This is a genomic window from Modestobacter versicolor (assembly GCF_041028285.1).
Taxonomy (GTDB): domain Bacteria; phylum Actinomycetota; class Actinomycetes; order Mycobacteriales; family Geodermatophilaceae; genus Modestobacter; species Modestobacter versicolor_A.
The window spans coordinates 247,681-272,923 of record NZ_JABGDB010000004.1; the positions used below are offsets into that span (position 1 = coordinate 247,681).

The window sequence follows — 25,243 nt, forward strand, 5'->3', positions numbered from 1 at the left end:
GGCGCGCCCGGGGCCCCGGCGCGTCCGGCGGTGCCGGGACGTCCCGCCGGGCGCGGGCTAGGTTGCCTGCATGGCCGTGGGGATGCTGCAGGTGGACGTCGGCGACCTGACGTTCGACGTCCGGACCGACGGCCCGGTGGACGGGCCGCCGGTGCTGCTGCTGCACGGGTTCCCGGAGACCTCGCTGAGCTGGTCGGCGGTGACCCCGCTGCTCGCCGGGGCCGGGCTGCGCACCTACGCCCCCGACCAGCTTGGCTACTCCCCCGGCGCCCGGCCCGACGAGGTCGACGCCTACGCGCTGGCCAACCTGGTGCAGGTGACCGCGGACCTGATGACCGCGCTCGACGTCCCGGTCGCCGACGTGGTCGGGCACGACTGGGGCGCCAACGTGGCGTGGGGGCTGGCCGGCTGGCACCCCGACCGGGTGCGCACGCTGACCGCGGTGTCGGTCCCGCACCCGACCGCCTACACGATGGCCTTCCGAGCCGACCCCGAGCAGAAGGAGCGGTCGGCCTACATCAAGCTGTTCTGGCAGGCCGGCAAGGCCGAGGAGGTGCTGCTCGAGGACGGCGCGCGGCGGCTGCGCCGGATGCTCGAGGCGCCGGGGGTGCCGGCCGAGGCGGTCGACGTCTACGTCGAGCAGCTGTCCGCGCCGGGCGCGCTCACCGCGGCGCTGAACTGGTACCGGGCGATGAGCTCGTCGACGCCGGTCGACCCGGTGGACGTGCCGACGACGTACGTGTGGAGCGACCAGGACGTCGCCGTCGGTCGGACCGCCGCCGAGGCGTGCGCCGACCAGGTGACCGGCGACTACCGGTTCGTCGAGCTGCCGGGCGTCACCCACTGGGTGCCGGAGCAGGCGCCGGAGGAGCTCGCCCGGGCGGTGCTGGACCGGATCGCCCGCGGCCCGCTGCTGCACCCGGCCGCCGGGATGCACGCCCCGCCGAGCTGACACCCCTCCGCCGGGGCGGGCTGCTCAGCCCAGGTCGAGCTTCATGCCGACGTGGCCGGCCCGGAAGCCGAGCGACTCGTAGAACCGGTGGGCGTCGGGCCCGGGTCACGTCGGTGGTCAGCTGCACGAGGACGCAGCCCCGGGCCCGCGCCTGCTCGACCGCCCAGCCGACGAGCTCCCGGCCCAGGCCGCTCCCCCGGTGCGACGACGCGACCCGCACCGCCTCCAGCTGCGCCCGCTCGCCACCGCGCCGGACCAGGTGCGGCAGGAAGGTCAGCTGCACGGTCGCGACCACCGCGCCCTCGGACTCCACCACCACCAGCCGGGTGCGCGGGTCGGCGCTGATCGCCGCGAACGCGCGCAGGTACCCGGCGGCCAGCGGCTCGCCGGGGTCCTCGCGGGTGGCTCCCAGCTCGTCGTCGGCGTAGAGCGCGACGATCGCCGGCAGGTCGCGCTCCTCGGCGTCCCGGACGGCGATCACCGGCCGGTCCCGGTGACCAGGGCGAGCAGGCCGGCCTCGTCGAGCAGGTCGACCGGGCGGAGGGTGACCCCGGCGGCGACGTGGTGGAACCCGGCGCTGACCCGCTCCACCGGCACGCCGCTCAGCCGCGACCAGCCGAGCCGGTAGGCCGCCAGCTGGACCGCGGCGGCGGTGAGCTCGGCGGCCCCGGGCACCGGTCCGGTCTTCCAGTCGATGACCTCGTAGCCGCCGTCGGGGGTGGAGTAGACGGCGTCGATCCGCCCGCGCAGGGTCAGCGGGCCCAGCGGTGTCTCGAACGGCGCCTCGACGTCCACCGGCTGCCGGTCGGCCCACTCGCCGGCGAGGAACGCCTGCTGCAGCGCGGCCAGCGCCTCGTCCGGTGCCGCGGCGGCGTCGCCGCTGCCGGGCAGCTCGTCGAGGTCGATCAGCCGCGAGGTGCCGAAGCGCTCCTCCAGCCAGGCGTGGAAGGCGGTGCCGCGCCGGGCCAGCGGCGCTGGTGCCGCGGGCATCGGCCGCCGCAGCCGGCGGGCCAGCTCGTCGGGGTCGCGGCGCAGCGCCACCAGCGCCGAGACCGACAGGTGCGCGGGCAGCGGCACCTCGACGACGCCGCGCGCGTGCTCGGCGCGCTCGCGGAGCAGCAGGTCGGCGTCGCGGAGCCAGTCGGCGACCAGCGGGTCGTCCTCGGCACCCAGCGCCCGCTCGGTCAGCGGGTGCGGCTCGGTGGCGGCGACCAGCTCGGCGGCGGCGCTCAGCGCCCGGCGGCGGCCGGACGACAGCGGGTCGGTCGGCCAGCTGCCCACCGGCCACTCGGCCAGCGCCGGGTTCTCCGCGTCGTCCGGGGGCGGGTCGGCCCAGGCGTCGACCACCCCGCCGCCGCCCTCGCAGGCCTCCTTCACGGCGAGCAGCAGGGACGACGGCCCGCACACGGTCTTGCCGTCGCGCCACCAGCTGCCCGAGCACAGCAGCAGGTGCCGGGCCCGGGTGACGGCGACGTAGCCGAGCCGGACCTCCTCGGCCAGGCCGAACTCCTTCCACTCCGCGACGTAGTCCTCCAGCGCGTCCCGGACCGCGGCCTGGTCGCCGGAGCCGGGCACCGGCAGGTGCAGCCGGGGCAGCTCGGCCCGGTCGGTGGCGCGCAGGTCGACGGGGACCGCGCCCGGGTCGCGGATCCAGGAGTCCGAGGCGTCGCCCTTCGCCGGGAACTGGCCCACGGTCATCCCCGGCACGGCGACGACGTCCCACTCCAGCCCCTTGGCGGAGTGCCCGGTGAGCAGCTGCACCGCCTCGGGGTTGACCGCGACCTCGCCCGGCTCCAGGCCCCGCTCGCGGACCTCGGCGTCGGCGAGGTAGCCGAGGAACGCCGGCAGGGACGGCAGCTCGGCCAGCTCGGAGAACTCGGCGGCCACCTCGTGCAGCGCGTCGAGGTGGGCGCGCGCCCCGCCGGGGGTCACGTCGGGGTGGCTGGCCAGCTCGGTCTCCAGGCCCAGGGTGCGCACGACCTCGTCGACGAGGTCCGGCAGCGGCTCGCCGAGCCGCGCGCGGAGCGCGGACAGCTCGTTGGCCAGCCGGCGCAGCCGGCGGTGCCCCGCGCCGGAGTACGCCTCCGGCCGGCCGAGGTCGTCGAGGGCCTCGATGATGCTGCCCCGCTCCCGCGGCGGCGCCGGGGCGGCCGAGGCGGCGCCGGTGTCGGGGGTGGGGGTGGTGTCGGTGGCCCGCTCGCGGACCAGCGCCCGGGACCGGGACTCCAGCGCGGCGAGGTCCCGCGGCCCGATCCGCCACCGCGCCCCGGTGAGCAGCCGGCCCAGCGCGTCCCCGGCGGCCGGGTCGACCAGCACCCGCAGGGTGGCGACGACGTCGGAGACCTCGGGGACGTCCAGCAGGCCGCCGAGGCCGACGACCTCCACCGGCAGGCCGCGGGCCCGGAGCGCCGCGGCGATGCCGGGCAGCTGCGCGCGCCGGCGGGCCAGCACCGCGACGGTCGGCCGGTGCGGGGTCGTGCGGCCCCACTCGGCGGCCAGCCGGTCGGCCAGGGCCTCGGTCTCCTCGTCGACGGTCGTGTACAGCCCGACGTGCACCGCTCCCTGCCCGGCGACCGGCGAGGGGGTGAGGTCGGGCAGCGGCACCGCGGGCTCGGGCAGCATCGCCGACACGGCGTTGGCGATGCCGAGCACCGCCCGGTCGTTGCGCCAGCTGGTGGACAGCGTCAGCCGTTCGGCCGGCCGGCCGGGCGTGCCCGGGAAGGTCCGGTCGAAGCGCTCGATGGTGCCGGCCGAGGCGCCGCGCCAGCCGTAGATGGACTGCCGCGGGTCGCCGACGGCGAGCACCGGGTGCCCGCCGGGGCCGCCGAACAACGCCTCGAGCATGCGCAGCTGACCGACGCTGGTGTCCTGGTACTCGTCGAGCAGCACCACCCGCCACCGGGCCCGTTCCCGGCGCCCCACCTCGGCGGAGGTGACCGCGACCCGCGCGGCGAAGGCGACCTGGTCGGCGTAGTCGATCGCCCCGGCCGCCCGCTTGCGGGCCTCGAAGGCCTCCACCATCGGCAGCAGCGCCACCCGGGCGCGCTGCCGGACGAGCACCTTGAGCACCTCGGCGTAGGGGCCCTTCTTCTTGCCGGCGTCGGCGTAGCCGCGCAGCTGGGACTCGAAGCGCGCCGTCCACGCGCGCAGCGCGGCCGGGGTGACGTCGTGCTCGCCGAGCTCGGCGGCGAGCTGCAGGACGTCCTCGGTGGTGGTGACCAGGCCCAGCGCGACGTCGCTCATGTCGCCGGTGTGGCCGGCGACCGCGGTGGCCGCCTGCCCCCAGCACATCGCCGGGCCGAGCACCCCGGAGCCGGGCTCCACGCCGATCCGGAGCCCGTGCTCGGCGACGATGCTGGCCGCGTACCCGTGGTAGGTGGCGACGGTGGGCGCGGCGGCGGCCAGCCGTTCGCGCAGCACCGGGTCGGTGTCCGGGTGGGCCGCCAGGGCGCCCAGCCGCAGCCGCACCCGGGCGTTGAGCTCGCTGGCGGCCTTGCGGGTGAAGGTGAGCCCCAGCACCGCCTCGGGGGCGACGAGCTGGTTGGCGACCAGCCAGGCGACCCGGGCGGCCATCGTCTCGGTCTTGCCCGAGCCGGCGCCGGCGACGACCACCAGCGGCCGGTCGACCGCCGCCGACACCACCCCGGCCTGCTCCTCGGACGGGGCGTGGCCCAGGCCGCACCGCTCCGCGACCTCGGCCGGGCTCAGCAGCCGCGGCAGCTCGGGGGCGACGACCGGGACCAGGCCGGGCAGGTCGAAGCTCAGTTGTTCGTCGGAGGCGGAGGCCCGCGGCGTCACCGGGTCACCTGCCGGCCGGACTCCTGCATCGGGCAGCTCTTCCGGAACGAGCAGCGGTCGCAGTCGGTGTCGGTCCGGGCGGCGAACGCGGCCCCGCCCATGCCCTCCCCGACGGCGGCGATCAGCTCACCTGCCCACGTCTCCCGCGGGTCGACGTCCGGGGGCAGGGGCTGCTGGGTGTGCTCCTTGGCCGCCTTCTGCGCGCCGCCGACCTGGAGCAGCGCGGCGCCGCCGGTCGCCCGGCCGTGGTCGGCGAAGGCGCCCTCGGTGACCGCGAGCTGGTAGGCGGCGAGCTGCCCGTGCTCCTCGACGGTGCGCGGCGCGGTCCTGCCGGTCTTGAGGTCGACGACCACCAGCCGGCCCTGCCCGTCTCGCTCGAGCCGGTCGACCTGCCCCCGGAGCCGGGCCCGGCCGACGACGACGTCGAAGTCCTCCTCCGCGGCGACCAGCTCGCGGTCGGCCCGGGCGTGCCAGGCCAGGAACTTGGTGAGCATCTCCTGCGCGCGGTCGCGCTGGCGCTGGTCGAACCAGCCGGGCCCCAGGTCCAGCCCGTCCAGCTCGGCGTCGAGCACCGCCGGGGCGTCGGCCGGGGCGAGCCCCTCGGCCACCTGCTGGGCGACGTCGTGCACCGCGGACCCCACCGTGCGGGTGGCCTCCGGGGCGGCCTCGGCCCCGACCGCGCCGAGCACCCAGCGCAGCGGGCAGCGCTGGAAGGTGTCGATGGCCGACGGGCGGACCGGCACGACCTCGGCCGGGTCGACCAGCGGTGCGTCGTCGGACAGCGGGGCCAGCCCCCACCAGCCGGCCGGGTCGGCCCCGGGCACCCGCTCGGCGGCCAGCCGGCGGAGCACGGCCGCGGCGCTGGACCGGCGGGCGGCCGGCGTGTGCGGGTCGGTGAGGTGCCGGCGGAGCTCGGCCACCAGCGCGGGCAGCGTGAGCTGGCGGGGCAGCGGGGTGTGCGGCCGGACGCCGTCGCCCTCGGCCGGCGGAGCGGCCACCAGGTCGAGGAAGCGGGAGGCGGTGGCTCCGGCATCGCCGCCCTCCAGCGCGCCGTCGACCGCGGTGACCAGCAGCCGCCGGCGGGCGCGGGTGCAGGCGACGTAGAAGAGCCGGCGCTCCTCGGCGAGCGCCAGGGTGCGCCGGTCCAGGGTCGCCGGGTCGGTGCCCCCGGCGGCGTCCACCAGGTCCTCGGCGCCCAGCAGGCTGGCCCGGCTGCGCAGGTCCGGCCAGACCCCCTCCTGCACCCCGGCGACGCAGACCAGGTCCCACTCCAGGCCCTTCGCCGCGTGCGCGGTGAGCAGCCGGACGGTCTCCCCGGCCGGTGCCCGCGCAGCGCCGCTGTCGCCGGGCAGGCTCTGCGCGCCGAGGTGGTCGACGAAGGCCGCGACGGTGGCGTGCGGCAGCCGGTCGACGAAGCCGGCGGCGGCGTCGAACAACGAGACGACCGCGTCGAGGTCGCGGTCGGCGACCGCACCGGTGGGCCCGCCGGCCGCGCTGGCCCGCGCCCACCTCGTGGACAGCCCGCTGGCCTGCCACATCGCCCACAGCACGTCTTCGGCGCTGCCGTCGGTGGCCAGCGCCAGCCGGCCGGCGGACAGCACCCGGGCCACCCGGGCGGCGGGCCGGGCCAGGTGCTCGGGCAGGGCGTCGAGCAGCGTCGCGTCGGCGAGCACGGTGGCCAGCGGGGCCCCCCGGACGGCGGGGTCCTCCCCGCGCTGGGCCATCGCCCGGCGGACCGCCCGCCGCAGCCGGCGCAGGTCGAGCACGGTCGCGCCGCCGAGCGGGGAGGCCAGCAGCGCCTCGGCCGCCGGCTCGTCCAGCCCTGCCTCGGTCTCCGCCGCGGCGGGGTCGGGCAGGACCTCGCCGGAGTCGATCCCGGCCTGCGCGGCGGCGGTGCGGTGCGGCGGCAGCAGCGCACCGAGCGCGGCCAGCAGCGGCTGCACGGCGGGCTGGCCGGCCAGCGCGACGTCGTCCGCGGACACCGCGACCGGCACCCCGGCCTGGGTGAGGGCGCGGCGCACCGGCCCCAGCCCGGACGTCGCCGAGCGCACCACCACCGCCATCTGCGACCACGGCACCCCCTCGAGGAGGTGCGCCCGGCGCATCGTGTCGGCGACGAAGGCGGCCTCCATCGACGGCGAGTCGAAGACGTGCACCTCGGCCGATCCCGGGTCGACGCCCTCCCCCGGCACGAGCCGGCGGTGCTCCCACGGGCCCGGGAGCCCCTCGGCCACCCGCCGGCTGACGGTCAGCAGCTCGGTGCCGGAGCGGCGGCAGACGCCCAGCGACAGCCGGTCGGCGGGCCGGCCGTCGCGGTGCCGGAAGCGGGTGGGGAACTCGACGATGCCGCGCGGCTCGGCGCCGCGGAAGGCGTAGATCGCCTGGTCCGGGTCGCCCACGACGACCAGGTCGCCACCGCCGCCGGCCAGCAGCTCGACCAGCTCCACCTGGGCCGGGTCGGTGTCCTGGTACTCGTCGACGAACAGCCAGCCGGCCCGCTCCCGCTCGCCCAGCAGCAGCTCGTGGTCGGCCCGCAGCTCGTCGATCGCGGTGCGCACCAGCTCGGCCGGGTCGTAGCCGCTGGCGCCGCCGCGGGCGACCGTCGCGAACCAGGAGACGTCCTGGTACTGGCGGAGGAAGTCGGCGGCCGCGACCCAGTGCGGCAGGTCCCGCTCCCGGCCCCAGGCGGCGAGCCGGCGCGCGTCGATGCCCCGTTCGGTGGCCCGCAGCAGCAGGTCGCGCAGCTCGTCGCGGAACCCCGGCATCGCCAGCGCGTCGGCGAGCTCGTCGGGCCAGCGGACGACGCCCTCCTCGTCGGCGTCGCCGCGCAGCAGCTCGGCCACGACGGCGTCCTGCTCGGCCGAGGTGAGCAGCCGCGGCGCGGGCTCCCCGCGCAGCACGGCGGCCCGGCGCAGCACGCCGAACGCGTAGGAGTGGAAGGTGCGGGCCACCGGCTCCCTGATGGTGCGCCCCACGCGGGCGGTGATCCGGGTCCGCAGCTCGGCGGCGGCCTTGCGGCTGAAGGTGAGCACCAGCAGCCGCTCGGGGTCCCACCCGGCCTCGATCCGGGACGCCACCGCCTCCACGATCGTGGTGGTCTTGCCGGTGCCCGGGCCGGCCAGCACCAGCAGCGGCCCGGCGCGGTGGTCGACCACGGCCTGCTGCGTCGGGTCCAGCCGCGGCCGGACGAACGGCGTGACCTCCGGCTGGACGAGCCGGTACACCGGTGCCTGCTGGGCCGCCGCCGCGACCGCCGTCTCCCCCCGCACCCGTCGATGACACCACGCCGGTACGACAGTCCCGCGATCCCGTCCCGGACCGCGCACGGCGGCGCGGACGGGGCGTGGTCAGCAGTCCTCGTCGGGCCAGCCGACCGCGCGGAGGTCGACCCGCGCTCCCTGCAGCGGCACGCCCTCGCCCGCCAGCAGCTCCAGCTGCCGCACCCGGACCGGTTCGGCGGCGGTGCCGTCCGCTCGGACGACCCGGTACCAGGGCACCGCGGCCCCACCGCCGCCGGACAGCGCGCGGGCGACCCGCCGGGGTCCCACCCCGACGAGCCGCCCGATCGCGCCGTAGGTGCTCACCCGGCCCGGCGGGATGGCCTCGACCGCGTCGAGGACCGCCTCGTCGACGTCCTCCGCGGTCCGGTCCGCCGGGCCGGGTGGGTGCACCTCGGGGTCCTCCCCTGCGCTCAGCCCTGGTACTCGCTGTTGGCCGAGGTCCACCACTCGTACAGCGTGCTGACGTCGGCCTGCGTGGTGCCCGGGGCCCGGATCAGGCCCTCGGTCAGGAACTCGTCGTCGGTCCAGGCCACCACCACGTAGCCGCCGTCGAGGACCTGGCAGGCGACCTGCCCACCCGGCGTCCCGTCGGAGTAGGTCCACGGGCCGTACCCGGTCGACGTCGAGCAGTCGGTCTCGCCGGTGAACTCGACGAGCGCCTCGGTGGTGACGTCGTTGAGGAACACCGCGTCGAGGGTTGCGACGTCCGGGTACAGGTAGAAGGTCGCGTCGGACGGGCCGGGCTGGGTCTGCGCGGCACCGCAGCTGGCGGCGGCGATGTCGCCGTCCCCGGCGAGCTCCTCCGGGGTGCAGTCGACGAAGTCGGCCGGCAGCTGGGCGAGGAAGCCCGCCGGGTCGGCGCCGGCGGTGGTCGGCGCCGAGGAGAAGCCGCCGGTCGACGAGCTGGAGGTGCTCGGGGCAGGGGCGGACGTCGTCGGGGACGACGACGTGGTGGTGGTCCCGGAGACGTCCGCGCGGTTGTCGTCGTCGTCGCCACCGGCCAGGAAGACGGCCAGGACGATGCCGGCCACGACGAGCACGGTCGCCGCGACGGCCGTGATGATCATGGTGCGCTTCTTGTCACCACCGTCCCCGCCCGCGGCGCTCGACCCGCCGGGCCCGCCCCAGCCGGGACCACCCGGACCGGCCGGCCCACCGGGTCCGCCGGGACCGCCCGGGTGGGGCTGCTGGCCGGGCACGCCGAAGCCGCCGACCCGGGTCGGCTGGTCGCCGTAGTTCGGGGGCGGCGGCGCACCCCAGGCACCCTGGCCGGGAGGCGGGCCGGCCGGCGCGCCGTAGGCCGGGCCGGGCTGCGCCGGCTGGCCCCAGCCCTGGGCGGGCTGCTGGTTCGGCGGCCCCGCGGGGGGCTGGCCCCAGCCGGGCTGCGGGGACTGGCCGGGCGGCGGCGGGCCCCACCCCTGACCGGGCTGCTGCGGCCGGCCGGGCTGCTGGCCGGGCTGCTGGCCCCAGCCGCCCGGGGACGGCTGGTCGCCCGAGGGGGGCCGGCCGTCCGGCGCGTGCGGGGGCTGCCCCTGGGGTGGCTGGCTCATCGTGCGACCTCCGAGTTGTGCTGCGACGGCACGGAGCCTAGGGGTGCCGACCGGCTTGAGGGCCGACTGTCACCCCACCGGGGTGTCCCGTGCGTCAGGCCCGGCGGCCGAACCGCGCGAGCAGCCGGGTCTGCAGGTCCGACCCGGGCGGGACCTCGACCGGGGCGGCGATCACGCCGGGCACGCCGTCGTCCCCGAGGCGCTCCTCGGCGTAGCGGAAGGCGGCCGCCACCAGCTCGGCGTCCAGCTCGGTGACGCCGCCGACGGCGCGGGCGAGGTCCCAGGCGTGCACGGTGAGGTCGGCGGTCATCTCGACCAGGTAGTCGGTGGCCGGGGTCGGACCGCCGGACAGGTGGACGGTCCGCTCCAGCGCCCCGGGCCCGGCCCAGGAGGTCAGCGCCTCGTCGGCGGCGGTCTCCCAGGCGCTCAGCGGGTCACCGCCGAGCAGCTCCTCGGTGCCGGTGGGGACCCGGCCGGCGATCGCCCCGGGCTCCTCGCCGCCCAGCAGCGGGGGCACCCAGAGCTGTTCGCTGGTCAGGTGGGCGACGATGTCCGCGACGCTCCACCCGGGCAGCGCCTCGGCGTCCCACGCGCCGGGGTCGACGGCGTCGACCCGGTCGGTGAACTGCGCCTGCGCCCGCTGGAAGAGCATCAGGAGGTCGGTGGGCGACGGCGCTGGCATGGCCCCAGTAGAACAAGACCGGGCCCCGGGACGCCGATCGGCGTCCCGGGGCCCAGGTGACGTGCTGGAACGGCCTCGTCTCAGGGCCCCGCGGCACGCGGAGCGTGTCGTGGGGGGAGACGAGGTCCTCAGTACGTGGGGAGCGCCTTGTCGATGCGGGTCGCCCAGGCGGTGACGCCGCCCTGCACGTGCACCGCGTCCTTGAAGCCGGCGTTCTTGACCGCCGCGAGCGCCTCGGCGGACCGGACACCGGTCTTGCAGTGGAGCACGATCGGCCGGTCGTTCGGCAGCTGGGACAGCGCGCGGCCGGAGAGGATCTCGTCCTTGGGGATCAGCTTCGCGCCCGGGATCGAGACGATCTCGTACTCGTTGGGCTCGCGGACGTCGATCAGCTCGAAGTCCTTGCCGGCGTCCATCATGTCCTTGAGCTCGTCGACGGTGATCGTCGAGCCCGCGGCGGCCTCCTGGGCCTCCTCGGACACGACGCCGCAGAACGCCTCGTAGTCGATGAGGCCGGTGATCGGCTCACCCTCGGGGTCCTTGCGCACCTTGATCTCGCGGAAGGTCATCTCGAGGGCGTCGTAGACCATCAGCCGGCCCAGCAGGGTCTCGCCGATGCCGGTGATCAGCTTGACCGCCTCGGTCGCCTGGATGGCGCCGACGGTCGCGCAGAGCACGCCGAGCACACCGCCCTCGGCGCAGGAGGGGACCATGCCGGGCGGCGGCGGGACCGGGTAGAGGTCGCGGTAGTTGGGCCCGTGCTCGTCCCAGAAGACCGACACCTGGCCGTCGAAGCGGTAGATCGAGCCCCACACGTAGGGCTTGCCCAGCAGCACGCAGGCGTCGTTGACCAGGTACCGGGTGGCGAAGTTGTCCGTGCCGTCGACGATCAGGTCGTAGTCGGCGAAGATCTCCAGCACGTTCTCGCTGTCCAGCCGGGTCTCGTGCAGCCGGACGTCGACGAGGGGGTTGATCTCCTTGATCGAGTCCCGGGCGCTCTCGGCCTTGGAGCGACCCACGTCGGACTGGCCGTGGATGATCTGGCGCTGCAGGTTGGACTCGTCGACGGTGTCGAACTCGACGATGCCGAGGGTGCCGACCCCGGCCGCGGCCAGGTACATCAGCACCGGCGAGCCCAGGCCACCGGCGCCGACGGCGAGCACCTTGGCGTTCTTGAGCCGCTTCTGCCCGTCCATCCCGACGTCGGGGATGATCAGGTGGCGGCTGTAGCGGCGGACCTCGTCGATCGACAGGTCGTCGGCGGGCTCCACCAGGGGTGGCAACGACACGGGTGCTCCTTCGCGGCTGCGGATGGGCGTGACGGCTGCGGAGCCGTCGTCCTGCACTGCGCAACAGCCTGACACGCTGCGGTGATTCCCCTCGCCCCCACATCGTCCCGCCCAGCGGGAACGTGCTGCTAGGGGTGGGGCCAGGCGTTCTTGGCGCAGCCCTGCAGGCCGAGGGTCTGCTGCTGCATCACCGGCGCGAGCTGGCCGGGGCCGGGGCAGTCCTGGTGGCCGTTGCCGAGGGCGTGACCGACCTCGTGGTTGACGACGTAGAGCCGGTAGGTGGCGATGTCGCCGTCGTAGTCGGGCACCGCGGTCTCCCAGCGGGCCAGGTTGACCACCGCGCGCTCGCCGTACCGGCAGGAGGTGTAGCCGCCGGTGCCCACGCCGGGGCAGTACGTCTCCATGCTGCCGGGGCTGACCAGGCTGACCCGGAAGTCGTAGTCGCCGGCAGCGCTCTCGGCCGCGCCCACGCGCTGGAAGGACATCTGCCCGCCGGCGCCCCACGAGCGCGGGTCGCCGAGGGTGCCCTCGACGGCGGCGGCGAACTGGGCGCCGTCGACGCCGATGCCGTCCTCGACCTCGACGACGAAGCGCTGCAGCGGGCCGCTGCCGTACACCGTCGAGCTGCCGTCGACGACGCTCAGCGTGCCGGCGCCCTGCTCGACGTAGGTCGCGGCCGCGGGCGGGGCCGGGGTCTCGGCGGGGGCGCCCTCGCCCTCGGCCGGCGCCGTGCCAGGCGCCGGCGCGGTGGGCTGCGCCGTCACCAGCGGGCTGCCGACGGCCGCGGCGGACCCGCGCCCGGACGCTCCGTCGCTGCCGGCCGTGACGAGGTCGACCAGGGTGACCAGGGTCGCGATGGTCAGCAGCGGGATCGCGTAGGCGCGCCAGCCGTGCCGCCGGACGAAGCGGCGCCACCGGCCGCCGCGCAGCGGGGCGGCGCGCCGGAGCGGGACGGGCTCGCGCCGGGCGACCAGCGGCCCGGACGGCGCCCGGGGGTCCGGGTCCGACCACGGTGGGGCCGGGGGCGAGGACACGGCGGCCGGGCGGTGCGCCCTCGGCCGGACGTCGGCGAGGTCGGTCCGCCGGGGCCCGCCCTCGACGCGGGTCCGGGAACCTGTCACGCGCACGAGGCTCTCACGCACGGGCGCCGAACGGGTCGAGCCGCGTCGGACCGGCCCGTCACGCCTGCGCGGCGGGGACGGCCGCCGGCGCCGCGGCGTCCTCGGCGAGGGCCAGCACCGCCCGCGCCGTGGGCTCCGGCGCCTCCAGCATCGCCAGGTGGCCGATGCCCTCCTGGACCTGCAGCCGGGAGTCGGGGAGGACGGCGGCCAGCCGGGGTGCCAGCGCCGGGTCGACCAGCTTGTCCCGGTCGCCCCAGACCACCAGCGACGGCACCTTCACCGACCGGGCCATCCGCCAGGCGTTCGCCCGCCCGACCCGCAGGTAGGAGGTCATCAGCCCGCGCAGGCTGCGGGTCAGCGCCTGACCGGCCCAGGGCTGCTCGTCGCGCCGGCGCATCTCGGCGACGGCCTCCTCGACCCGCTCCCGCGGCACCCGGCGGGGGTCGCCGAAGCACATCTGCAGCAGCCCGCGCACCCGCTGCTCGGGCGTGGCACCGGCCAGCCGGCGCTCGGCCAGCGCGGGCACGCCCGGCAGCATCACCAGGGCGATCGCCCGGTCGAAGGCCGCCGGCACCCGGTAGACCGGCATCGCGGCGGAGATCAGGGTGAGGGTGGCGACGAGGTCCGGCCGGCGCGCGGCCACCCAGACGCTCACCAGGCCGCCGAGGGAGTTGCCGACCAGGTGCACCGGCGCCCCCTGACCGGGGCCGGGCCGGGCGACGACCCACTCCAGGACGTCGACGACCGCCTGGACGTGCCGGTGGATCGAGTAGCTCGGCGGCGGCGCCGACTCCCCGAAGCCGGGCAGGTCCAGGGCCCAGCCGTCGAACCGGACGGCGAGCAGCGCCGCGAGGTCGGTCCAGTTCGTCGAGGCACCGCCCAGGCCGTGCACGTACAGCGCCCGCTCGCGGGGGGCGTCGTCCACGGGGCCGGCGTGCACGCCCTCGGCGGTCAGCGGCCCGCGCCACGGGGTGTGCCGGACGAAGACCTCGCCGCCGGTCACCGGCACCATCGACCCGGGCCACGGCGGGATGAGCGCTCCGGGCCGGGGAAGGGGTGTCTCGGACAGCCGGGCGTCGCTCACCTACCCGACGGTAGAACACCGCTCGCCGGCCCGGGGCGACACGGTGCCGTCCGGAATGCCCCCGGCTACGATCGTCGGGCCATGCAGCCCAGCCGACCCGTCCCCGTGCCGCCGGCCACCCGTCGCACCTCACGCCTGCCGCGGAGCGCCCGCCGGGTGCAGCTGCTGCGCGCGGCGCAGGACGTCTTCGTCGCGCAGGGCTTCCACGCCGCCGCGATGGACGACATCGCCGACCGGGCCGGGGTGAGCAAGCCGGTCCTGTACCAGCACTTCCCGGGCAAGCGGGAGCTGTACCTGGCGCTGCTCGAGCAGCAGGTCGACGAGCTCAGCGAGCGGGTCCGCGAGGCGATGGCGGGCACCGACGACAACCGGTTGCGGGTGGACGGCGCGGTCGGCGCCTACTTCGACTTCGTCGGCGCCGACGGCGAGGCGTTCCGGCTGGTCTTCGAGTCCGACCTGCGCAACGACCCGGACGTGCGGCGGCTGGCCGACCGGGGCGCGCGGGCCTGCATCGAGGCCATCGCCGAGGTGATCGCCGCCGACACCGGCGCGGACCCCGAGCGGGCGCTGCTGCTGGCGTCCGGGCTCACCGGGCTGTGCGAGACCAGCGCCCGGTGGTGGCTGGCCCGGCAGGGCTCGGTGTCCCGCGACGAGGCCGTGTCCCTGCTCTCCGCGCTCGCCTGGCGCGGCATCTCCGGGTTCCCGCGGCGCGACGACGCCGACTGACCTCCCCGCACTGCAGCACCGCCGTCCAGCGTTCGCTGACGGCGCACCGGCTCGGCCGGTCCTCCACGCGGCGCTGGACTAGCGTGGTCGACCAGCAGCCAGACCTGAGGAGGCATCTCCACGTGGAAGTCAAGATCGGTGTCCAACACTCGCCCCGTGAGCTGGTCATCGACAGCCCCAAGACCCCGGACGAGATCGCGGCTGAGGTCTCCAAGGCCATGACCGGGGCCAAGGACGGCCTGCTCACGCTCGTCGACGAGCGCGGCCGCCGCATCGTCGTCCCGACCGACCGGATCGCCTACGTCGAGATCGCCGAGGCCGACTCCCGCCGGGTGGGCTTCATCGCCGGCTGAACGACCGCACGTCCGGGAGGGGCGCTCCCGCACCGCGGGGGCGCCCCTCCTGCGTCACGGGTTGAGCCCGAGGGCCCGCATCCGGGCGGAGTGGGCGCTGGTGATCCGGCCGAGCAGCTGGCCCACCCCGGCCAGGTCGCCGGTGCCGCTGACGATCAGCTCGGCGAGCTCGTCGTGCTCGGCGATGACCGCCTGCGACTGGGTGAGCGCCTCGCCGACGAGCCGGCGCGCCCAGAGCGCCAGCCGGCCGGCGATCTTCGGGTCGCTGACGATCGCGGCGCGCACCTCGCGCAGGGCGAAGTCGGCGTGCCCGGTGTCGGCCAGCACCTCCTCGACCAGCGCCCGGTCCGGCTGCGGCAGGAAGGCCGCGACCTCCCGGTAGAAGTCGGCGGCGAGCCCGTCGCCGACGTAGGCCTTGACCAGGCCCTCCAGCCAGGTGCTCGCCCGGGTGCCGTCGTGGAAGGCGTCGAGGGCGGCGACGAACGGGGTCATCGCCGTGCCGGCGTCGACCCCGAGCTCCTGCAGCCGGGCGGTGATCCGGTCGTGGTGGGCGATCTCCGCGGCCGCCATCCGGGACAGCGCGGCGCGCCCGTCCAGCGTGGGGGCCAGCCGGGCGTCCTCGGCGAGCCGGTCGAACGCGGTGAGCTCGGCGTAGGCCAGCACCCCCAGCAGGTCGATGACGGCCCGGGGTGCGGCGTCCTCGTCGACGGCGGTCACGTGCCCCTCCTCCTGGCGCACCGGGCAGCTCGCCGCCGCGGATGGCCGTGTCCGGCCGTGGTGCACGGCCGGACGCCGAGGCTAACGGGCTGGTCAGGCTAGGATGGAATGGGCGGTCCGCCAGGTCCGTTCACTGCAAGGCAATCCCCTGTGCGCTGATGACCGCTGGATCTCCTCCTCGAGACCGGCCCACCGAGGGCCGTCTCCCGGGCAGTCTGCACCCGACGCCCGGTCTGCTGGCCGCGTCGGCGCTTGGATCGAACATCCCGGAACCGACCCCGGGACCGGCGGACGACGACGGGAAACGCCCGGGCCACGAGGCCCGCGCACCGACGGCGCGGCCCGGTCCCCCACCAGACCGAGGCGAGAGCACTGACCTCCACCGAGAACACCCCCGTCGACACCACCCCGGCCGCTCCCGAGCTGGAGCACGCCGTGACCGGCGCGCCCGCCCCCGAGGAGCTCGAGCAGCAGGTCGAGGAGCTCGGCGGCGCACCCGTCGCCCCCGACAGCCCGCTGTTCAGCGACTTCGACGTGCACCCCGACGTCATCGCCGCGCTGGCCGAGGTCGGGATCACCCGCACCTTCGCCATCCAGGAGCTGACCCTCCCCCTGGCCCTGGCCGGCCACGACCTCATCGGCCAGGCCCGCACCGGCACCGGCAAGACCCTCGGCTTCGGCGTGCCGATGCTGCAGCGCGTCGTCCCGCCGGCCGAGGGGGGCGACGGCGTCCCGCAGGCGCTGGTCGTCGTCCCGACCCGTGAGCTGTGCGTGCAGGTCTCCCGCGACCTGGCCGCCGCCGGTGCCCGCCGCGGCATCCGCGTGCAGGCCATCTACGGCGGCCGCGCGTTCGAGCCGCAGGTCGCCGCGCTGCAGGCCGGCGTGGAGATCGTCGTCGGCACGCCCGGCCGGTTGCTCGACCTGGCCCAGCGGGGCGACCTGATCCTGGGCAAGGTCAAGGTGCTCGTCCTGGACGAGGCCGACGAGATGCTGGACCTGGGCTTCCTCCCGGACATCGAGCGGATCCTGGCGATGGTCCCGGACAAGCGGCAGACGATGCTGTTCTCCGCGACGATGCCCGGCCCGATCGTCACGCTGTCGCGGTCGTTCATGACCCAGCCCACGCACATCCGGGCGCACGGCAACGACGAGGGCTCGACGGTCCCGCAGACGACGCAGTTCATCTACCGCGCGCACAACCTGGACAAGCCCGAGCTGCTGTCCCGGGTGCTGCAGTCCCGCGACCGCGGCCTGGTGATGGTCTTCTGCCGCACCAAGCGCACGGCGCAGAAGGTGGCCGACGACCTGGTCGAGCGCGGGTTCGCCGCGGCCGCCGTGCACGGCGACCTCGGCCAGGGCGCCCGTGAGCAGGCGCTGCGCGCGTTCCGCGCCGGCAAGGTCGACGTCCTGGTGGCCACCGACGTCGCCGCCCGCGGCATCGACGTCACCGGCGTCAGCCACGTCGTGAACTACCAGTGCCCCGAGGACGAGAAGACCTACGTGCACCGGATCGGCCGCACCGGCCGGGCCGGCAGCACCGGCGTCGCGGTCACCCTGGTCGACTGGGACGACATCCCCCGCTGGCAGCTGATCAACAAGGCGCTGGACCTCGACTTCGCCGACCCGCCGGAGACCTACTCGACCTCGCCGTGGGTCTACTCCGACCTCGACGTGCCGACGACGGCGACCGGCCGGCTCCCCCGCTCGCAGCGGACCCGCGAGGGGCTGGGTGCGGAGACCCTCGAGGACCTCGGCGAGACCGGCAAGCGGCAGCGCACCGGTGCCGGCCCCGGCGGCGGCCGCCCGACCGGCGGCGACCGCTCCGGTCCGGGTCGCGACAGCGGCCGGGGTCCCCGCGACGCCGCCCCCGCCGAGGACGAGACGCCGTCCGCCGGCCCGCGCAAGAGCCGGCCGCGGCAGCGCACCCGCGGGAACGGCGCCGCGGCGGCCGGTGCCGCCGCCGCGTTCGACGGGGCCGCGTTCGACGGGGCCGCGCCGGAGGGCGCGGGGGCCCCGGTCCCGGCTGCCTCGGCCGAGCCCACCGGCGACGCGCGGCCGCGGCGCCGGCGTCGTCGCGGCGGCCGCGGCGGCAACGCCGGCGGCGGCCCCGAGTCCGCCGCCTGACGAAGGACCACCTCCTCCCCCCACTCGCACGCTCGCGGCGGGCCCTGGAGGTGGCCGTCCCATGAAGCTCAGGACCTGGGTCTGGACGGCGGTCACCCTCGTGGTGGCCGCCGTCGCCGTGCTGCTGTGGCGCACCTCGGACGTCGCGGCCACCTCCAGCACGACCGCCGCGGCGGCCGCCGTCCCCGACGGCTCGCCCGCCGCGGAGATCGCCGCCGCCTGGTCGGCCAGCACCGGCCCGGCGTCGCCACGGCGGGTGGTGGAGGGCGGCCGGGTGCTGGTCACCGACGAGCACGGGCTGGCGCTGCTCGACGCCGGCACCGGCGAGGAGGCCTGGCACTACCGCCGCGCCAACGCGACGCTCTGCGACGCCACCGCGGTCAACGGCGTGGTCGTCGCCGTCTTCCGCACGACCAGCCGGTGCAACGAGATGGTGGCCTTCACCGCGTCGACCGGCGTGCGCGACTGGTACCGCAGCGTCCGGTTCCGCACCGACGTCGACCTGGCCAGCACCGACCGGATCCTGCTGGCCAGCAGCCCGACCGGGGTGGTGACCATCGACCCGACCGGCAACAACACCCGCTGGCGGCACGCCCCGGCGGACGGCTGCCGGCTGGTCGGCTCCGACGTCGGCAGCTCCGGCGTCGTCGTGCTGCAGCGCTGCACGGGGTCCGACGCCCTCCGGGTCGAGCTGCTCGACGGCTTCAGCGGCGACCCGGTCTGGACCCGCGACGTCGACACCGCCGGCGCCACCGCCCGGCTGGCCGGCGTCGACCGGCTGGTGGACGTCGTGGTCGGCGACCGGGTGCAGGTGCTCTCCCCCGCCGACGGCGCGCTGCTCACCGAGCTGGAGCTGCCCGGCCTGGCGGACGGCCAGGACGTGCGCACCGAGCCGCTGCACCAGGCCGGGGTGGGCGACGCTGCGCTGCTCTGGGTGCGCGGCACCGTCTACGCCCTCGACCAGACCACCGGCCTGGTGCGCTGGTCGGTCCCGGCGCTCGGCCTGCCGTCGGCGGGCAGCGACCGGACCGGCCGCACCGGCGCCCCCGCCGTCACCTCGCCCGAGGACGGCGCCTTCGTGGTGCGCTCGCTGGCCGACGGCACCGAGCTCGACCGCTCGAGCACGCCGGACGCCGTCCCGGCCGGCGGGCGCATGTCGGTGCTGGGTCCGGTGGTCGTCTACGCGACCGCCGACGAGGTCACCGGCCTCTCCTGACCGCCGATCGGCGGCACACGACCGATCGGCAGGGCACACTCGGTGACATGGTCCTGCCTGGTGGCTCCGAGCACACCGCCCCCGACGACCTCCGCCAGCTCGCGGCGCACGACGCCGCCCCGGTGACCTTCCCCGGCCTGGCCGGCCCCCTGGCCGCGCTGGACACCGGCGCCGCCGGGACCGGGACGGTGCTGCTGGTCGCGGGCTACACCGGCAGCAAGGAGGACTTCGCCCCGCTGCTGAGCCCCCTCGCGGACGCCGGGCTGCGGGCGGTCGCCATCGACCAGCGCGGCCAGTTCGAGTCACCCGGCCCCGACGACCCCGCGCGGTACTCGGTCGCCGAGCTGGCCGCCGACGTCGTCGCCGTCGCCCGCCGGCTGCGCGACCGGTCGGCCGGGCCGCTGCACCTGCTCGGCCACAGCTTCGGCGGGCTGGTCGGCCGCGCCGCCGTGCTGGCCGAGCCGGCGCTGTTCGACACGCTCACCCTGCTGGGCAGCGGCCCGGCGTCCCTCACCGGCCCCCGGGCCGAGCTGCTCGACCACCTGTCGCCGCTGCTGGACGCCGGTGGGGTGCAGCTGGTCAACGACACCCTCGAGCAGCTGGCCATGACCGACCCGCGGGCGCAGGCCGTGCCGGCGCCGACGCAGGAGTTCCTCCGCCGCCGGTTCCTGGCCAACAGCGCCGCCGGGCTCCGCGGCATGGCCGACGCGATGCTCGGCGAGCCCGACCGGGTGGCCGAGCTCGCCGCCACCGGCGTCCCGGTGCTGGTCGCCCACGGCATCGCCGACGACGCCTGGAGCCCGGTCGCGCAGGCCGACATGGCCGAGCGGCTCGGCGCCCGGCACGAGGTGATCGGGCACGCGGTGCACTCCCCGGCGATCGAGAACCCCGGACGCACGCTGCAGGTGCTGCTGTCGTTCTGGGCCGACCCCACCGCAGCGGTGCCGGCCGGCGACGACCAGGCCGAGGCCGTCCGATGAGGCCGACCCCGTCGATCAAGGACTTCACCGCCGAGGAGGACCTGCTCGGCTTCTTCGGCCCGGACAGCGTCACCTGGCGCATCCACAGCGACCCGGCGTTCTCCGTCGGCGGGATCCGGGCGCTGCTGCTGCAGGCGCTGCACCCGATCGCCATGGACGGCGTGCACCAGTTCTCGGTCGGCTTCACCACCGACCCGTGGGCGCGGCTCACCCGCACCGCCGAGTACGTCGCGACGCTGAGCTACGGCACCCGCCGGGACGCGCTGCGGGTGGTGCGCCGGGTGCGCGGGCTGCACCGCGACAAGTCCGCCGTCGAGGAGACCACCGGCCGCCGGTACAACGTGGACGACGCCGACCTGCTGCTGTGGGTGCACAACTGCGAGGTCGACTCGCTGCTGTCCACCGCCCGCCGGGCCGGGGTGCCGCTCACCGACGCCGAGGCCGACCGCTACGTCGCCGAGCAGGTGACCGCGGCGGTGCTGATCGGCGCGGAGGAGTCCGAGGTGCCCCGCAGCGTCGCCGAGCTGGCGGCCTACTTCGACGGCGTCCGGTCCCGGCTGGCCGTCACCCCGGCCGCCCGCGCCGCCTCGCGGTTCGTCCTGCTGCCGCCGATGCCGGGCTGGGTGCAGCTGCTCACCCCGGCCCGGCCGGCGTGGAGCACGCTGGCCTCCCTCGGGGCCGCGACCCTGCCCCGGTGGGCCCGCCGGCTCTACGGCCTGCCCGGCTTCGGGCTCACCGACACGGCCGCGACGGCGGGGCTCAAGGCGTTCCGGCAGACGGCGCTGGCGGTGCCGGCCCGGGTGCGCGAGACGCCGATCGTCCGGGCGGCCCGGATCCGGGTCGCCGGCGCGGAGCGGCTCACCGCCTGAGGGAGGACCCCGAGGTCACTGGGGGACCCGTTGGTCCAGTGCCGTCCGCGCGGCGGCGAGGACGGCGGCGGCCACCCGGTCGAGCGACGGCGACCGGAGCCGCCACTGCTGCCAGTGCAGGACGACGTCCACCGCGCCGGCCGGGTCGAGCTCGACCAGCTCCCCGGCCGGCTCCTGCTGGCGGGGCAGCATCCCCCAGCCGAGGCCGAGCGTGACGGCGGTGAGGAAGTCGACCGACGCCGGCACGTGGTGCAGCGGCGGTGCGGCCGGGTCGACCCCCCGCGTGCGCAGGTAGCCGTGCTGCAGGTCGTCGCGCCGGTCGAAGACGACGACCGGGGCCCGGGACAGCGCCTCGGCCGTGACGCCGTCGGGGAACCACCGGGCGGCGAACGCCGGCGCTGCCACCGGCCGGTACCGCATGCCGCCCAGCCGGGTCACCGAGCAGCCGGGCACCGGGTCGGCGGCCGCGGTCACCGCGGCCATCACCCGGCCGTCGCGGAGCAGCGCCGCGGTGTGCTCCTGGTCCTCCCGGTACAGGTCGAACGCGAACTCCCCGGCCAGCGGCGCGAGCGCGGGCAGCACCCAGGTGGCCATCGAGTCGGCGTTCAGCGCGATCGGCAGGGTCACCGGCCCCGCGGGACCGGCGAGCTCCCGGGCGGTGTCGGCGGCCAGCAGGGCCACCTGCCGGGCGAGCCGCAGCACCGCCTGCCCCGACGCGGTCACCTGCACCGGCTTGCTCCGGACCAGGAGCACCCGGCCGGTGGCCGCCTCCAACGCCTTGAGCCGCTGGCTGATCGCGCTGGGCGTGACGTGCAGCGCGCGGGCGGCGCCGTCGAGGGTGCCGGCGGTGACCGTCGCGTCCAGTGCGAGCAGCTGGGCCAGGTCGAGGTCCATGCCGCCATTAGAGCCGCTTCAGCAGCTGAAGAAAAGACAGCTGGAGTCATGGGACTGAGCGACCTAGCGTCGGGTCCGTGCCTCCCGCCCTGCTCGCCGCCGCCGCCGGTCTCGGCCTCGGCCTCTCGCTGATCGTCGCCATCGGCGCACAGAACGCCTTCGTGCTGCGCCAGGGCCTCCGGGTCGAGCACGTCGCGGCGGTGGTGGCCGTCTGCGCCCTGTCCGACGCCGTGCTGATCGTGGCCGGGGTGGGGGGCGCCGGCGCCGTCGTCACCCGGGTGCCGGAGGCGGTGCAGGTGGTCTGCTTCGCCGGGGCGGGCTTCCTGCTGGTGTACGGGCTGATGGCCGCCCGCCGCGTGCTCCGGCCGTCGGCGCTGCTGCCCGGGTCCGGTGGCGCGCGGGCCGGCCTGGCCGCCACCGTCACCACGGCGCTGGCGCTGACCTGGCTGAACCCGCACGTCTACCTGGACACCGTGGTGCTGCTGGGGTCGCTGGCCAGCACCTACGACGGCGAGCGCTGGTGGTTCGCCGCCGGGGCGACGCTGGGCAGCGTGGTCTGGTTCGCCGGGCTCGGGTACGGCGCCCGGCTGCTGCGCCCGGTGTTCGCCCGGCCCACCGCCTGGCGCGTGCTGGACGCGGTGATCGCCGTCGTCATGGTGTCGCTCGCCGTCTCCCTCGCCGTCCGCGGTGCCACCGGCGGCTGACCCTTGCCGGGCAGCCGGACCGGCGGCAGACTCCCCGGCATGACTGCCGGGTCGGCCTCGCGCCGTGCACGGAACGGGTACCCGGCCGCCGGGTGACGCCGGGGCGGCCGCGCGGGCCGCCGGGCGGGACGAGCACTGCGTGTCCCCGTCCCCGACCCACCCCTGGAGTCCTCAGCGTGCCCATCGCCCTGCACCACATGATCGTCCCGGTCGCCGACCGGGACGCCGCCGTCGCCTGGTTCGTCGACCTGCTCGAGCTCCGCGCGCCCTGGGAGGACGGCTTCTTCTCCTCCGTCCAGCTCGACGACCACCTCGTGCTCAACTTCGCGGCCGCCCCGGTGCCCGAACCGCTGCACCTGGCCTTCCTCGTCGACGACGACCACTTCGACCGGGTCCGGACGCGCTTCGACGCCGACGGGACGCCGTACACCGCCGACCCGCCCGGACGGCGTCCCGGTGAGGTCGGCGAGGTCAACCCCGGCGGCAGCGGCCGGCGGCTGTACCTCCGCGGCCACGGCCACCTGCTGGAGGTGCTGACCGCGCGCTACACCGACGTCCCGGCCGCCTCCCGCGCCGGCTGAGGGTCAGCGGTCGGCGCCCTCGGGCACCGACAGGCCGTCCCGGCTGCCGGCGATCTCGTCGTCCGGCAGGGCGTCGGTCAACCGCTGCAGGTCCGCGGGCGTGAGGTGCACGTCCACGGCGCCGGCGTTCTCGGTCAGCCGGGCCCGGTGGCGGGTGCCGGGGATCGGCACCACGCCCTGGGCGACGAGCCAGCCGAGCGCGACCTGGGCGACGGTGGCGTCCTTCTCCGCCGCGATCGCCTCGACCCGCTCGACCAGCGCCCGGTTGGCGGCGAAGGCCGCGGGCTGGAAGCGCGGCAGGCCGCGCCGGGCGTCGTCGGGGGCCAGGTCGTCGAGGCTGCGGACGCCGCTGGACAGCACCCCGCGGCCCAGCGGGGAGAAGGCGACCAGGCCGATGCCGAGGGAGTCCATGGCCGCCTTCTCCCCGTTGCGCAGCACGTCGCGGGAGAACAGCGAGAACTCCGACTGGACGGCGGCCAGCGGGTGGACCGCGTGCGCCCGGCGGATGGTGGCCGCCGACGCCTCCGACAGGCCGATGTGCCGGACCTTGCCCGCGGTCACCAGCTCCGCCATCGCACCGACGGTCTCCTCGATGGGCACCGCCGGGTCGACGCGGTGCAGGTGGTAGAGGTCGATGACGTCGGTGCCGAGGTGCCGCAGCGACCGGTCGGCGGCCCGGCGGACGTACGCCGGGGTGCCGTTGCGCCCGTGCACCGTGCCGTCGTCGTCGGTCTCGGCCGACGCCTTGGTCGCCAGCGTCACCCGGTCCCGCCGGTCGCCGAGGGCGCGGGCGATGAGCTTCTCGTTCTCGAACGGCCCGTAGGCCTCGGCGGTGTCGATGAAGGTGACGCCGAGGTCGACCGCGTGCCGCAGGGTCGCGATCGACTCCGCCTCGTCGCTGGCGCCGTAGAACGCGCTCATCCCCATCGCGCCCAGTCCGATGGCCGACACGGTCAGCCCGTCACCCAGTCCGGTGGTCCGCACGGTGTCCCTCTCCGGCCGCCACTTCGCGGTAGGCGGCGATCTTGTCGTCGATGGCAGCGAGGTGCCGCCGGGTGCGGGCCAGCTGCTCGAGCACCCGCGCGCGGTGCCGTTCCAGCTCGACCAGCCGCTCGGCCTCGGTGCCCGGGCGCCGGCTCAGGTCGGCGATGACCTTCATGTCGGCGATGGGCATGCTGGTCTCCCGGAGCATCACCAGCCCGGCGAGCCAGGTGAGGTCGCGGGCGCGGTAGCGGCGGCGGCCGCCGGCGTTGCGCGGGGTGGGGTCGAGGAGCAGGCCCTCGCGCTCGTAGTAGCGCAGCGCCTCCACGCTCAGCCCGGTCACCTCGGCGGCCCGGCCGATGGGCAGGCCCTCCGGCGGGACGTCGACGGGGACGTCGGGGAGCAGCAGCGGGGGCACGTCGTCCATGCTGCGATCTGTAGCGCGCTACAGGTCAAGCCGTCCAGCGGTGTGCCCGCTCACTCGGCCGGGACGGTCTCCTCGGCGAGGAAGCTCCAGGTCTCCCGTGCGGGGACGGCGGCCTGCCCCGCCGGGCAGCTGGGCCGGAAGTCGCACCAGCTGCACTGCTGGCCGGTGACCGGCGGGAAGGCCGCGTCGGGGTCGGCGCCGGCGGCGAGGGCCTCGGTCGCCGTCTCGATGTCGGTGGCGATGTCCTCGGCTCGGCGGACGTGGTTGGCCAGCGACCGGTCGGTGTGCTCGAAGGACGCCACGGTCTTCGAGGGCAGGTGGTGCAGCTCGACCCGGCTGCAGGCTCGCCGCAGGGTGCGCCGGACGCCGAGCACGTAGATCGCCAGCGCCGGTGACCCCCGGGCCTCGTCCTCGGTGCTGGGCACCCGGCCGGTCTTGTAGTCCACGACGACCAGCTCGTCGCCGCGCTGGTCGATCCGGTCGATCCGGCCGGACAGCGCCAGCCGCCCGGTGGTCGCGCCGACGGTGCGCTCGGTGCCGACCGGTTCGTCGTCCGGGTCCAGGTCGGTGACGTAGTCGGTGAGCCAGCCGGCCGCCCGGGACCGCCAGCGCTCGGCCTGCTCGTCGTCCCGGAACCCGGTGCGCGACCAGCCGGCGTACAGCAGCTGCCGGGCGGCAGCCGCGGTCCGCTTCTCCCGGGACAGCTCCCACCACGACCGCAGCGCGGCGTGCACGGCGGCGCCGACGGTGTTGTGCGCCCACGGCGGACCCTTGGGCGGGGTGGGCCGGGTCAGGTAGGCGAACCGGTAGCGCCGCGGGCAGTCGGCGAAGGTGGCCAGCTTGCTCGGCGTCGCGGAGAACAGCCGCCGGGGCATGCCCGGCATCTCCAGCTGGTCGCCCACGCCCGCCACGGT

At 76.5% G+C, this 25,243-nt stretch carries 23 protein-coding genes; 9 read left to right on the forward strand and 14 right to left on the reverse strand.

Annotated features, from left to right (window positions below; all coding sequences use genetic code 11):
* Nucleotides 1-70 precede the first annotated feature (70 nt).
* Complete coding sequence (locus HL054_RS15615; RefSeq protein ID WP_369139927.1) at nucleotides 71-952, forward strand: alpha/beta fold hydrolase; 882 nt, start codon at nucleotides 71-73, stop codon at nucleotides 950-952.
* Here the strand turns inward: HL054_RS15615 and HL054_RS15620 are convergent.
* The 9 genes from HL054_RS15620 to HL054_RS15660 all read right to left on the reverse strand — a co-directional run bounded on the left by HL054_RS15620 (nucleotide 837) and on the right by HL054_RS15660 (nucleotide 13,757).
* Complete coding sequence (locus HL054_RS15620) at nucleotides 837-1,433, reverse strand: GNAT family N-acetyltransferase (RefSeq protein WP_369139928.1); 597 nt, start codon at nucleotides 1,431-1,433, stop codon at nucleotides 837-839. The genes HL054_RS15615 and HL054_RS15620 overlap by 116 nt on opposite strands.
* A complete protein-coding gene (locus HL054_RS15625; RefSeq protein ID WP_369139929.1) occupies nucleotides 1,430-4,750 on the reverse strand; it encodes a UvrD-helicase domain-containing protein in 3,321 nt (1,106 codons plus the stop codon). The genes HL054_RS15620 and HL054_RS15625 overlap by 4 nt, the downstream gene beginning before the upstream one ends.
* Complete coding sequence (locus tag HL054_RS15630; RefSeq protein ID WP_369139930.1) at nucleotides 4,747-8,019, reverse strand: ATP-dependent helicase; 3,273 nt, start codon at nucleotides 8,017-8,019, stop codon at nucleotides 4,747-4,749. Before HL054_RS15630 ends, HL054_RS15625 begins: the two co-directional genes overlap by 4 nt.
* 78 nt (nucleotides 8,020-8,097) lie before the next feature.
* On the reverse strand, nucleotides 8,098-8,421 hold the full coding sequence (locus tag HL054_RS15635; RefSeq protein ID WP_369139931.1) for an MGMT family protein: 324 nt from the start codon (nucleotides 8,419-8,421) through the stop codon (nucleotides 8,098-8,100).
* A gap of 20 nt (nucleotides 8,422-8,441) precedes the next feature.
* On the reverse strand, nucleotides 8,442-9,581 hold the full coding sequence (locus HL054_RS15640; RefSeq protein ID WP_369139932.1) for a hypothetical protein: 1,140 nt from the start codon (nucleotides 9,579-9,581) through the stop codon (nucleotides 8,442-8,444).
* 94 nt (nucleotides 9,582-9,675) lie between these two features.
* Nucleotides 9,676-10,263 (reverse strand): TIGR03086 family metal-binding protein, encoded by a 588-nt coding sequence (locus tag HL054_RS15645; protein ID WP_369139933.1) that lies wholly within the window; start codon nucleotides 10,261-10,263, stop codon nucleotides 9,676-9,678.
* 128 nt (nucleotides 10,264-10,391) lie between these two features.
* Nucleotides 10,392-11,552, reverse strand: a complete 1,161-nt coding sequence (moeZ, locus tag HL054_RS15650; RefSeq protein ID WP_369139934.1) for an adenylyltransferase/sulfurtransferase MoeZ — start codon at nucleotides 11,550-11,552, stop codon at nucleotides 10,392-10,394.
* 128 nt (nucleotides 11,553-11,680) lie between these two features.
* Nucleotides 11,681-12,673: a DUF3152 domain-containing protein gene (locus tag HL054_RS15655; protein WP_369139935.1), complete on the reverse strand. Its 993-nt coding sequence runs from the start codon at nucleotides 12,671-12,673 to the stop codon at nucleotides 11,681-11,683.
* Nucleotides 12,674-12,731: 58 nt separating this feature from the next.
* On the reverse strand, nucleotides 12,732-13,757 hold the full coding sequence (locus HL054_RS15660) for an alpha/beta fold hydrolase (RefSeq protein ID WP_369139936.1): 1,026 nt from the start codon (nucleotides 13,755-13,757) through the stop codon (nucleotides 12,732-12,734).
* A gap of 81 nt (nucleotides 13,758-13,838) precedes the next feature.
* On the opposite strand from HL054_RS15660, the gene HL054_RS15665 reads away from it, so the two are divergent.
* Together HL054_RS15665 and HL054_RS15670 are read left to right on the forward strand one after the other, a co-directional pair.
* Nucleotides 13,839-14,483 carry a TetR/AcrR family transcriptional regulator gene (locus HL054_RS15665; RefSeq protein WP_369139937.1) on the forward strand — a complete coding sequence of 215 codons (645 nt, stop codon included), beginning with the start codon at nucleotides 13,839-13,841 and terminating at the stop codon, nucleotides 14,481-14,483.
* A gap of 122 nt (nucleotides 14,484-14,605) precedes the next feature.
* Nucleotides 14,606-14,836, forward strand: coding sequence for a DUF3107 domain-containing protein (locus HL054_RS15670; RefSeq protein ID WP_369139938.1), 231 nt, complete (start codon nucleotides 14,606-14,608; stop codon nucleotides 14,834-14,836).
* A 54-nt stretch (nucleotides 14,837-14,890) separates the two neighbouring features.
* Here the strand turns inward: HL054_RS15670 and HL054_RS15675 are convergent, their stop codons facing one another.
* On the reverse strand, nucleotides 14,891-15,553 hold the full coding sequence (locus tag HL054_RS15675; protein ID WP_369139939.1) for a ferritin-like fold-containing protein: 663 nt from the start codon (nucleotides 15,551-15,553) through the stop codon (nucleotides 14,891-14,893).
* Nucleotides 15,554-15,988: 435 nt separating this feature from the next.
* Here HL054_RS15675 and HL054_RS15680 point away from each other — a divergent pair, with 435 nt between their 5' ends.
* The 4 genes from HL054_RS15680 to HL054_RS15695 all read left to right on the forward strand — a co-directional run bounded on the left by HL054_RS15680 (nucleotide 15,989) and on the right by HL054_RS15695 (nucleotide 20,742).
* Nucleotides 15,989-17,677, forward strand: coding sequence for a DEAD/DEAH box helicase (locus HL054_RS15680; RefSeq protein WP_369139940.1), 1,689 nt, complete (start codon nucleotides 15,989-15,991; stop codon nucleotides 17,675-17,677).
* A gap of 61 nt (nucleotides 17,678-17,738) precedes the next feature.
* Complete coding sequence (locus HL054_RS15685) at nucleotides 17,739-18,893, forward strand: outer membrane protein assembly factor BamB family protein (RefSeq protein WP_369139942.1); 1,155 nt, start codon at nucleotides 17,739-17,741, stop codon at nucleotides 18,891-18,893.
* 47 nt (nucleotides 18,894-18,940) lie between these two features.
* The gene (locus tag HL054_RS15690; protein ID WP_369139943.1) at nucleotides 18,941-19,873 is read left to right on the forward strand and encodes an alpha/beta fold hydrolase; all 933 of its coding nucleotides are present in this window, start codon (nucleotides 18,941-18,943) and stop codon (nucleotides 19,871-19,873) included.
* Nucleotides 19,870-20,742: an oxygenase MpaB family protein gene (locus HL054_RS15695; RefSeq protein WP_369139944.1), complete on the forward strand. Its 873-nt coding sequence runs from the start codon at nucleotides 19,870-19,872 to the stop codon at nucleotides 20,740-20,742. The genes HL054_RS15690 and HL054_RS15695 overlap by 4 nt, the downstream gene beginning before the upstream one ends.
* A gap of 15 nt (nucleotides 20,743-20,757) precedes the next feature.
* On the opposite strand, the gene HL054_RS15700 is transcribed toward HL054_RS15695, so the two are convergent.
* Nucleotides 20,758-21,636 (reverse strand): LysR family transcriptional regulator ArgP, encoded by an 879-nt coding sequence (locus HL054_RS15700; RefSeq protein WP_369139945.1) that lies wholly within the window; start codon nucleotides 21,634-21,636, stop codon nucleotides 20,758-20,760.
* A 77-nt stretch (nucleotides 21,637-21,713) separates the two neighbouring features.
* Between HL054_RS15700 and HL054_RS15705 the strand changes: the two genes are divergently transcribed.
* Both HL054_RS15705 and HL054_RS15710 read left to right on the forward strand, forming a co-directional pair.
* A complete protein-coding gene (locus HL054_RS15705; RefSeq protein WP_369139946.1) occupies nucleotides 21,714-22,340 on the forward strand; it encodes a LysE/ArgO family amino acid transporter in 627 nt (208 codons plus the stop codon).
* 176 nt (nucleotides 22,341-22,516) lie between these two features.
* Entirely contained in the window at nucleotides 22,517-22,921 is a 405-nt protein-coding gene (locus HL054_RS15710; RefSeq protein ID WP_369139947.1) for a hypothetical protein, read from the forward strand.
* Between the two features lie 3 nt (nucleotides 22,922-22,924).
* On the opposite strand, the gene HL054_RS15715 is transcribed toward HL054_RS15710, so the two are convergent.
* Genes HL054_RS15715 through HL054_RS15725 form a run of 3 tightly spaced genes read right to left on the reverse strand, consistent with a single transcriptional unit; the run spans nucleotide 22,925 to nucleotide 25,231 of the window.
* Nucleotides 22,925-23,905, reverse strand: coding sequence for an aldo/keto reductase (locus HL054_RS15715; protein ID WP_369139948.1), 981 nt, complete (start codon nucleotides 23,903-23,905; stop codon nucleotides 22,925-22,927).
* Nucleotides 23,883-24,329, reverse strand: a complete 447-nt coding sequence (locus HL054_RS15720; protein WP_369139949.1) for a MerR family transcriptional regulator — start codon at nucleotides 24,327-24,329, stop codon at nucleotides 23,883-23,885. Before HL054_RS15720 ends, HL054_RS15715 begins: the two co-directional genes overlap by 23 nt.
* 50 nt (nucleotides 24,330-24,379) lie before the next feature.
* Nucleotides 24,380-25,231 (reverse strand): RecB family exonuclease, encoded by an 852-nt coding sequence (locus HL054_RS15725; RefSeq protein WP_369139950.1) that lies wholly within the window; start codon nucleotides 25,229-25,231, stop codon nucleotides 24,380-24,382.
* Nucleotides 25,232-25,243 lie beyond the last annotated feature (12 nt).

Coding starts and splice junctions, on each gene's coding strand:
- HL054_RS15615 (WP_369139927.1), top strand. CDS start 71: ATGGCCGTGGGGATGCTGCAGGTGGACGTCGGCGACCTGACGTTCGAC.
- HL054_RS15640 (WP_369139932.1), bottom strand. CDS start 9,581: ATGAGCCAGCCACCCCAGGGGCAGCCCCCGCACGCGCCGGACGGCCGG.
- HL054_RS15645 (WP_369139933.1), bottom strand. CDS start 10,263: ATGCCAGCGCCGTCGCCCACCGACCTCCTGATGCTCTTCCAGCGGGCG.
- HL054_RS15665 (WP_369139937.1), top strand. CDS start 13,839: ATGCAGCCCAGCCGACCCGTCCCCGTGCCGCCGGCCACCCGTCGCACC.
- HL054_RS15685 (WP_369139942.1), top strand. CDS start 17,739: ATGAAGCTCAGGACCTGGGTCTGGACGGCGGTCACCCTCGTGGTGGCC.
- HL054_RS15690 (WP_369139943.1), top strand. CDS start 18,941: ATGGTCCTGCCTGGTGGCTCCGAGCACACCGCCCCCGACGACCTCCGC.
- HL054_RS15695 (WP_369139944.1), top strand. CDS start 19,870: ATGAGGCCGACCCCGTCGATCAAGGACTTCACCGCCGAGGAGGACCTG.
- HL054_RS15700 (WP_369139945.1), bottom strand. CDS start 21,636: ATGGACCTCGACCTGGCCCAGCTGCTCGCACTGGACGCGACGGTCACC.
- HL054_RS15720 (WP_369139949.1), bottom strand. CDS start 24,329: ATGGACGACGTGCCCCCGCTGCTGCTCCCCGACGTCCCCGTCGACGTC.